Raw genomic sequence first — 8504 nt, 5'->3', positions numbered from 1 at the left:
GACCAGGGTGTCCCGGTCGCCTGGTGCTCCATCGCGCCGCGCCCGCTGTTCGGCAAAAGCCTGAGCAACACGGACCCTCTTGCCGGCCTTTGGTCGCTGACCTGTTTCTTCATCCGCGCCGATCACCGCAAGCAATTCGGTTTCGCGGCACTTCTGAATGCTGCCGAAGCCCATGCCGCCAACGAAGGTGCCACCGCAATCGAGGCCTATCCGGTGGACCGTGACAGCCCCAGCTACCGGTTCAGCGGGTTTTTGCCCTCGTTTCTGGCTGCTGGCTATGTGGAGGTTGCGACGGTGGGTACGCGCCGCCATGTGGTTCGAAAAGCTTTGGAACCCAGTGCGAGCTGACGCACGCGGACATTGGAGTTTCCGCAATCGGACAGGGTTTCATATCCACCGGTCACCCAAAACAGCCCGTTTTGCCCGACGAACCCCCGCATCCGGCTGGACGGCTAGGCGTCCAGGTGATCGACCGCGTCAGGCAGCCAATCCGGCCGCCCGCCACAGGTGACCACGCTCGCCAGCCCTGACAACGGCGTCACCAGCCACGGGCTGGTCACCCGCAGCTTGTCGTCGGTTGCAAGAACAACCGTTTCGGCGGCAACGCGCGTCATTGTCGTCTTCAGCGCGGCCTCCTCGGCGTCGCCGGTCGTGGCACCCGTCTGCGGGTGCAGCCCGGTCACACCCAGAAAGCACAGATCGGCGTGCAGCCGCGAAAACGCCTCCTGCGCGATCGGGCCAGAGGCCACCATCGAATGGCGGAAAATCCGGCCGCCGATCAGAATGACCTCCACGTTCGAATGCTCCTCCAATGCGGCGGCGATGGCCGGGCTGTGGGTCACGATGGTGCAGCCAATATCCCGCGGCATGGCCGCCACAAGCGCCAGATGCGTGGTGCCGCCATCCATGATCACAACCTGCCCCGGCCGGATCAGCGTTGCCCCGGCCTTTCCCAGACGCGCCTTGGCCGCGGCCTCCATCGCCAGTCGCGCCTGAAACGGCCTGTGGGTTGGCGATGCCGGCAACGCCCCGCCATGCACCCGTACCAGCCGGCCTTGGGCAGCCAGATCGCGCAGATCGCGGCGAATGGTGTCTTCCGAAATGCCCAGATCGGCGGCGAGGTCAGACGCCACCAGCCGGCCATCCCGGCCAAGCCGATCCAGAAGTAGCGCCTTGCGCTGCGATGTCAGCATAAACGGCTTGCGCGATATTGCATGATATTGCTGACCATTGCGCGAATCGGCAGCATATGCAAGCTGATAGCCGCAATAACGTGAAGGAACGTGCAAATGACTGATCCGATGATGATTCTGATCGCTGGTCCCTACCGGTCTGGCACCGGTGATGATCCCGCCAAAATGGCCACCAATCTGGCTGCACTGGAGGCCGCCGCCTGGCCGATCTTTCGCAAGGGCCACGTCCCGATGATCGGCGAATGGGCAGCGCTGCCCATCCTGCGCGGGGCAGGCGGTGGCGCGCCGGGCAGTGCTGCCTATGACGCCGTGCTGCACCCCGCAGCGCATCGACTGCTGGCGAAATGCGACGGGGTGCTGCGCCTGCCGGGTGCCTCGGCCGGTGCAGACAAAGATGTTCAGATTGCGCAGGCGCGCGGAATTCCTGTCTGGACGGCAATTGATGACATTCCAGACACCATTTGACCTCACATCTGCAAAGCTTGTCTTGATCCTGTCACGCCCAAGCTCCATCCTTCGCGGATTGGGGGGTGTGCTGGGCGTGTCGCGAAGAGAACGGCGGTTTCATCGACAGTTCGAGGCGCTGGCCCGCCTCGTGCCCCTGCTTCGCAGGCCGATGACAACCCTTCGGACCGACAGCTGGCGCGTGATTCGCCTGCCGTTGGCAGTGATTTTCATTGCAGGCGGCTTGCTGTGGTTCCTGCCGATCCTCGGCCTGTGGATGCTACCGTTCGGCCTGTTGCTGCTGGCAGTGGATCTGCCGCCGTTGCGCGGGCCGATTTCAGTGCTGTTGATCAGATCCCGCCGCCGGATCAGCCGTTGGGCCCGTCGTTGGCGTGCGCGCAAGGGGGCGTAGCGGCCAGCGCGCCTGCTATTGCGCCCGGGCGGCGATCCAGCCCGCCCACTGTGTGCTTGACCCCGCGAAGACGTTCACGTCCACCGGCCCTCCGATGCCCGGAACCACACCCGTCGAGGTGTATTGCCAAAAGCTCCAGTGTTGCCCGTCATACAGATCATGCGGATGCGCGGCGACCGACCGCAACCAGAACTCGACGCCCGTCACGCGCCACATCTCGTTGTCCTCGAAAAAGTCGATCGAGGTGTACAGGATCGGGCGCTGGCCATACTGCGCGGTCACGGCATTGATGAAGATGCGCGCCTCAGACCGGATCGTTTCGGCGTCGCGCCGGATGGTGCAGGTGGGCGAGGTCGGCGTCCATTCCATGTCCAGAACCGGGGGCAGCGCACCCGCCGTTCGCGGCACGTGGCGGATGTACCAGCGCGCCTGCTCGGCCGCCGGACGGCAATGGTAAAAGAAGTGGTAGGCACCGCGCTTGACCCCGGCTTGCCCCGCCCCGCGCCAGTGATCTTCGAACATCGGGTCCACCAGATCGCCGCCCTCGGTGGCCTTGATGAAGGCAAAATTTACCCCATTGGCCCGCGCCGTGGGCCAATCGACCGCCGTTTGAAAGCGCGACAGATCAATGCCATGCACCGGGTAACGGTCTGGTGCGCGGCCCGGCCAATCGGTCGGGTCGCCGTCGGAAAAGTTGGAAGTGGTGACAGTCACCGTCTCGCCACTGCTTTGCTCGGGCGTATTGCGGGGCGCGCCGCAGGCAGCAAGCAGCAGGCAAACGATTGGGAAAAATCGGTGCAACATGCTGGCGATGCTGACAGAATTCGACCGATCTGTCAGCCCCGGTTTTTCGCCATGCGCGCCAGATTGCCTGCCGATTAGCCAAACCGTGTTGGCGAAAGCGCTGCCACAAGCCCAGCCTCCAGCGCGGGCGTGCAGCCATTGATCAGGTCCGCCACCAACTGACTGGCCGCAGGGCAGGACTGAAAGCCATAGCCGCCCTGTCCGCCCAGCCAAAAGAACGTCGGGTCTGCCTGATCCGGTCCGATCACCAGCACCCGGTCGGGTGAAAACGTCCGCAGCCCCGCCCAGTTCGAAATAACCCGCGTCACCGGTTCGGTCACCATCTCCTCATACCGCGCCAGCCCTTCGGCCAGCACCATGTCATCGGCCCAGGCGTCGTGCGGGTCCATCGGGTGCTCTTCGGCGGGTGACACGATCAGTGCCCCGGCGTCAGGTTTTGCGTACCAGCCCTCGGCCGCGCCAAAGACCATTGGCCAGCGTGACACATCCAGTCCCCCGGGTGCTGGAATACGCGCCATTGACCGGCGCATCGGCTGAAATCCAAGCGGCCGGATGCCCGCCATTTCCGCCACCAGATCCACCCACGCGCCTGCCGCATTGATGATCATCCCGGCGGCCCATTCCCCCGCCGGACTGCTGACCCGCCAGCCAGCCCCGTCCTTCACAATCCCCGTCACCTTCGCCTTGGTCAGGATTTGCGCCCCCCGCGCCCGGGCCTCGCGGGCAAAGCCCTGGATCAGGCGGTCAGTGTCGATATCCCAGGCATGGTCCGCCAACCCCGCGAAAGCGACGCTGTCAGGGTTCAGGATCGGCACCACATCCCGCGCCTCAGCAACGCTGATCCGGGTGAATTCCATCGCCGCCAGATCAACCTCGAACGCCGCCTGTTCATCGGCCTTCGCCACGATCATCAGCCCGCGCGGCGACAGGATGCCTTCTGCAGTCCGGAAATACGCCTCTGATGCCAGCGAAAGCCCAACAACCGCAGGCGCGCCGTAGCGCGGCTCGAACAGCGCCGCAGACCGGCCCGAGGCGTGATGGGCAAGGCTGTCCTCGCCCTCCAGCACCACAACCGACCCCAGCGCCGACAGACGCGCCGCCGCCGAGATGCCCGCTATGCCACCGCCGATAATGAGAAAATCGCAATCCATGCTGCAGACAGTGCCACGCTGCTGCGCCAGAAGAAAGGGGCTCCGCGTCAGGCCAGTGCCAGCATCGCCATGTACCGCGCGCCGATCCGCAAGCTGCCATCCGCTTGCAGGAACGGGGCCAACGCCGCCGCATGCGCGGCTGTCACAGCCGCTTCGCCCACAAGCCCCGCCGCGCGCACCGCGACGCCGCTGGAGTTCAGGCCGCGCAGCGCTGTCGCCTTGTCAGGATAGCGCCAGAAGATATGGCCTTCGACCACGTCGCGCGGGGTCAAGCCGGCCTCGGCGGCAAAGGCCGACAGACGGTCCGGGTCTGACAGGGCGAAGGGCCCCGGCGCGCCGGGCGGTGGGGCGGGCAGCAATGGGCGCAGGGCGGCCACAACGGACGCGGCCTCCATCCCTTCCGGTCGACCCCAGGTCATGATCGCCACAATACCACCGGACGTGGTCACGCGCCGCGCCTCGCTCAGCGCACGAACCGGGTTGCCGGCGAACAGGAATGCGTTGAAGCTGGTCACCACGTCAAAGCTGTCGTCCGCAAAGGGCAGTTCCTCCAGATCGCCCTCGCGGAAATCGCCCTCTGGGGTGCGTTCGCGGGCGATGTCCAGCAGCAGCGGTGCCGCGTCGATGCCCGAAACCCGCGCGCCAAGCCCGGCAGCCCGCATTGCCGCCATCCCCGCCCCGCAGCCGGCGTCCACAAGCCGCGTGCCCAGCCCCAACCCCGGCGCGCGTCAGCACATCGTCATAGCCGGGGCCGAACTGGCCTTCCTGAACCTCGGCCCAATCGCGGGCGCGTCCGCCCCAAAGACGGCCATTCACACCAGCGGTGCGGGGGGGGTAAGGGACTGGTCATCAGGCATCCTTTTCCAACTTTGCAAAGCCAACCACGCAGCCGCGCAAAAAGCAAAGCCGCCGTGTTGCCACGGCGGCCTTTCTTCATCATTGCAGGCAGGCTTACTTCGGAATGTCGCCGACGATGCCTTCGACGTAGAAGCCCATGCCCAGCAAATCACCGTCCGGCGCCACCGCGCCATCGGCCAGCCAGTCGCTGCCATCCTGCTTCTTGATCGGCCCGGTGAACGGGTGATAGGTGCCCGCTGCAATCGCATCGCGCATCGCTTCGGCCTCGGCCTTCACTTCGGCAGGAACCGCCGCCGTGATTTCACCGATTTCCACTTCGCCGCCAGCGATGCCCTCCCACGCATCCGCCTGCGCGTAAGTGCCGTCCATCAGCGCGCCGACGCGTTTCACATAATACGGCGCCCAGTTGTCGATGATCGACGATACGCGCGGGCCGTCCTTGTACTCTGCCATGTCGGAGGCCTGACCAAAGCCGATCACCCCCGGCGTCTTGGCTGCTTCGGCCAAGGGCGCGGTGGAATCGGTGTGGCTGGCAATCACGTCCACGCCCTGTTCGATCAGCGCTTTGGCGGCATCCGCCTCTTTCGCCGGGTCAAACCAGGTATAGGCCCATACGATCGACAGTTCGACCGCCGGGTTCACCTTCTTGGCGTGCAGATAGTAGCTGTTGATCCCCATGATCACTTCGGGAATCGGGAATGACGCGATGTAGCCGATCTTGTTGGTCTTGGTCATCCGGCCCGCAATGGTGCCCTGCACCGCGCGGCCCTCATAGAACCGGGCGTTATAGGTGGAAACGTTCGGATGCTCGCGCTTGAAGCCGGTTGCGTGTTCGAACTTCACATCGGGGAACTTGGCCGCAACCGCGTTGGTCGCATCCATATAGCCGAAAGACGTGGTGAAGATGATGTTGCAGCCGCCCAGCGCCATCTGCGTCAACACACGCTCGGCATCGGCACCCTCGGGCACGTTTTCCTGCCACTGGATCTCGACCTTGTCGCCAAAGGCTTCCTGCACGGCCAGCGCGCCCTGATGGTGCTGATAGGTCCAGCCGCCATCGCCGATCGGGCCGACATAAACAAAGCACGCCTTGGTCTTGTCTTGCGCCACGGCGGCACCGCCGAAGGCAAGGCTGACGCCAAGTACTGCGGTGGCAAGCAGAGTTCTGCGTTTCATTCTGGTAGTCTCCCCATTGGGCGGGGGCTTGATGCCCCCGGCGTGTTAAGCCTCAGCGTGAGGCATGGAAGTTCTGGCCAAGGCAGGCGGGCGCGTTCAGCGACGCCCGTCCCCGACCAGATGACATGATGACCAACACAAGGATGGTTATCAGATACGGAGCCATCGACAAGTATTCCACCGGGATAGATGATCCGGCGGCTTGCAGGTTTAGTTGCAGCACGGTGATACCGCCGAAAAGATAAGCACCCATCAACACCCGCCATGGTTTCCACGATGCAAAGACCACGATGGCCAGCGCAATCCAGCCCGCACCCGCCGTGATCCCGTCTGTCCATTGCGGCACCCGGATCAGGCTGACATAGGCCCCGCCAAGCCCCGCCATCGCGCCCCCGAACAGGATTGCCAGTATGCGGATGCGGGTTACCTTGTAGCCCAGCGCATGCGCCGCCTCATGGCTTTCGCCCACCGCCCGCAGGATCAGGCCGGTACGGCTATAGCGCAGCACCCACCACGTCGCGGCCACCATCAGGATCGAGAAATACACCACCCAGTCATGCCCGAACAGAACCGTGCCCAGAAACGGAATGTCGGCCAGCGGCCCGAACGGCACCTCGCCCGTGGCGGGCGGCTTGATCCCGACATAGCCCTGTCCGATCAGGCTCGACAGGCCAAGGCCGAACAGCGTCAGCGCAAGCCCCGATGCCACCTGATTGGTCTGCAAAACCTGCGTCAGCAGCGCAAACACCAGCGACAGCGCCGCCGCCCCCAGCGCGCCGCCAACGAAGCCCAGATAGGGATTGCCGGTCAGCACTGCGGTCACGAAACCGCAGATCGCCCCCATGATCATCATCCCCTCGACGCCAAGGTTCAGAACACCCGCCTTTTCCACCACCAACTCGCCCGTTGCGGCCAGCATGATCGGAACCGAATTGACCATGAGCGAGGCCAGCAGCAGGCTCAGACTGATATCGCCAAACATCAAACAGCCTCCCGTGTTGCCAGACGGATGCGGAAGTTGCCCAGCAGGTCAGTGGCCAACAGGAAGAACAGCAGCATCCCCTGAAACGCCTGAATCGCCGCTGACGGCAGGCCCATGTTGGTCGAAGCCGCATCGCCGCCGATATAGGTCAGCGCCATCAACAGCCCTGCAAACAGAATGCCCACCGGGTTCAGCCGGCCAAGGAAGGCCACGATGATCGCGGTAAACCCGTAGCCCACGTTGAAATCGATGGTGATCTGGCCCGCCGGGCCGGTCACCTCGAACAGCCCCGCCATGCCCGCCAGCGCCCCCGAAATCCCCATGCACAACAGCACCAGCCGCTGCGGATTGACCCCGGCAAACCGCGCCGCTTTCGGCGCTTGCCCGGCCAGCTTGATCTGAAAGCCCAGGATATGGCGCTGCAACAGCACATAGGCCGCGATCACCGCGATGAAGGCCGCGACCACCCCCCAATGCATGCCCGTCCCGGCAATCAGCTCCGGGTTGGACGCCGCCGGATAGTTGGAAAAGTTCCGGCTGCCCGGAAAGCCCTGACCTTCGGGATTGCGCAGAAACCCGGTGGCGGCCTTGGCCAAGATCGTCTGCGCCACATAGACCAGCAGCAGCGATACCAGGATCTCGTTGGTGTTGAACCGGGTCTTCAGAATGGCCGGAATCATCGCCCAGGCCCAGCCGCCAAACGCCCCGGCAATCACCATCACCGGATAGATCAGCCGGTTTTCCGTCGGAAACACCGCCAGCCCCACGGCAGCCCCGATGATCGCCCCCATGATGTACTGTCCCTCGGCGCCGATGTTCCAGATTCCCGCCCGAAACCCCAGCGACAGCCCCAGCGCAATCAGGATCAACGGCCCCGCCTTCACCAGCAACTGACCGCGAAAATAGAACGCGAACTCGCCAAACAGCGGGTCCCAAAAGATCGTGCGAATGGCTACGAATGGGTCCTTGCCAAGGATCCAGAACATGATCCCCCCGGCCACCATGGTCAGCGCCACCGCCAGCACAGGCGAGGCGCGTTGCCAGAACACCGATGGCGACGGCCGCTTTTCCAGCCTCAGCATCCCCAGTCCTCCGTGAACTCCGGCATTTCATCTGTCTGCAAATATCCTCGGGGGGTGCGGGGGGGTGAAGCCCCCCCGTTTCTTTCAATGCCCATGATGCGCCACCTCCATCCCGTGTGCCCCGCCCATCATCAGCCCGATCTCGTCGATGGTCAGGCCCTTCACCGGGCGCACTGGTGTCAGCCGCCCGCCGTTCAGTGCTGCGAAATCATCGGCAATCTCCAGCAACTCATCCAGATCCTGGCTGATCACCACCACCGCCGCCCCGCCCGCCGCCCGGTCCAGAATCGCCTGCCGGATCGCCGCTGCCGCTGCCGCATCAACGCCCCATGTCGGTTGGTTGATCACGATCACGCTTGGCGTCTGGCTCAACTCTCGGCCCACCACGAATTTCTGCAAATT

The 8504-nt window shown here is 64.3% G+C and carries 9 protein-coding genes and 2 pseudogenes; 3 read left to right on the top strand and 8 right to left on the bottom strand.

The window, feature by feature from the left end; genetic code table 11:
- Positions 1–348, top strand: a pseudogene (locus RMO18_RS21020) (hypothetical protein); the annotation flags it as partial.
- A 104-nt stretch (positions 349–452) separates the two neighbouring features.
- Here the strand turns inward: RMO18_RS21020 and RMO18_RS21015 are convergent.
- Positions 453–1193, bottom strand: coding sequence for a DeoR/GlpR family DNA-binding transcription regulator (locus tag RMO18_RS21015; RefSeq protein WP_309668487.1), 741 nt, complete (start codon positions 1191–1193; stop codon positions 453–455).
- 96 nt (positions 1194–1289) lie between these two features.
- Here RMO18_RS21015 and RMO18_RS21010 point away from each other — a divergent pair, with 96 nt between their 5' ends.
- On the top strand, positions 1290–1658 hold the full coding sequence (locus tag RMO18_RS21010) for a hypothetical protein (RefSeq protein WP_309668486.1): 369 nt from the start codon (positions 1290–1292) through the stop codon (positions 1656–1658).
- Positions 1659–1809: 151 nt separating this feature from the next.
- Positions 1810–2049 (top strand): hypothetical protein, encoded by a 240-nt coding sequence (locus RMO18_RS21005; RefSeq protein WP_309668485.1) that lies wholly within the window; start codon positions 1810–1812, stop codon positions 2047–2049.
- A 15-nt stretch (positions 2050–2064) separates the two neighbouring features.
- Here the strand turns inward: RMO18_RS21005 and RMO18_RS21000 are convergent, their stop codons facing one another.
- The 7 genes and pseudogenes from RMO18_RS21000 to RMO18_RS20970 all read right to left on the bottom strand — a co-directional run.
- Positions 2065–2853, bottom strand: coding sequence for a GH25 family lysozyme (locus RMO18_RS21000; RefSeq protein WP_309668484.1), 789 nt, complete (start codon positions 2851–2853; stop codon positions 2065–2067).
- A gap of 74 nt (positions 2854–2927) precedes the next feature.
- The gene (locus RMO18_RS20995; RefSeq protein ID WP_309668483.1) at positions 2928–4004 is read right to left on the bottom strand and encodes an FAD-binding oxidoreductase; all 1077 of its coding nucleotides are present in this window, start codon (positions 4002–4004) and stop codon (positions 2928–2930) included.
- Between the two features lie 47 nt (positions 4005–4051).
- Positions 4052–4699 (bottom strand): class I SAM-dependent methyltransferase, encoded by a 648-nt coding sequence (locus tag RMO18_RS20990; RefSeq protein WP_309668489.1) that lies wholly within the window; start codon positions 4697–4699, stop codon positions 4052–4054.
- Between the two features lie 256 nt (positions 4700–4955).
- Positions 4956–6038: a BMP family ABC transporter substrate-binding protein gene (locus RMO18_RS20985; protein ID WP_309668482.1), complete on the bottom strand. Its 1083-nt coding sequence runs from the start codon at positions 6036–6038 to the stop codon at positions 4956–4958.
- Positions 6039–6090: 52 nt separating this feature from the next.
- Complete coding sequence (locus RMO18_RS20980) at positions 6091–7020, bottom strand: ABC transporter permease (protein WP_309668481.1); 930 nt, start codon at positions 7018–7020, stop codon at positions 6091–6093.
- Complete coding sequence (locus RMO18_RS20975) at positions 7020–8102, bottom strand: ABC transporter permease (protein WP_309668480.1); 1083 nt, start codon at positions 8100–8102, stop codon at positions 7020–7022. Before RMO18_RS20975 ends, RMO18_RS20980 begins: the two co-directional genes overlap by 1 nt.
- An 84-nt stretch (positions 8103–8186) precedes the next feature.
- Positions 8187–8504 (bottom strand): annotated as a pseudogene (locus RMO18_RS20970) (ABC transporter ATP-binding protein); the annotation flags it as partial.

Source organism: Tabrizicola sp. (assembly GCF_031377265.1).
Classification (GTDB): Bacteria; Pseudomonadota; Alphaproteobacteria; order Rhodobacterales; family Rhodobacteraceae; genus JAUYQR01.
Note: the sequence above shows the minus strand (reverse complement) of the source record. Positions and strands in the feature narration are given on the sequence as shown.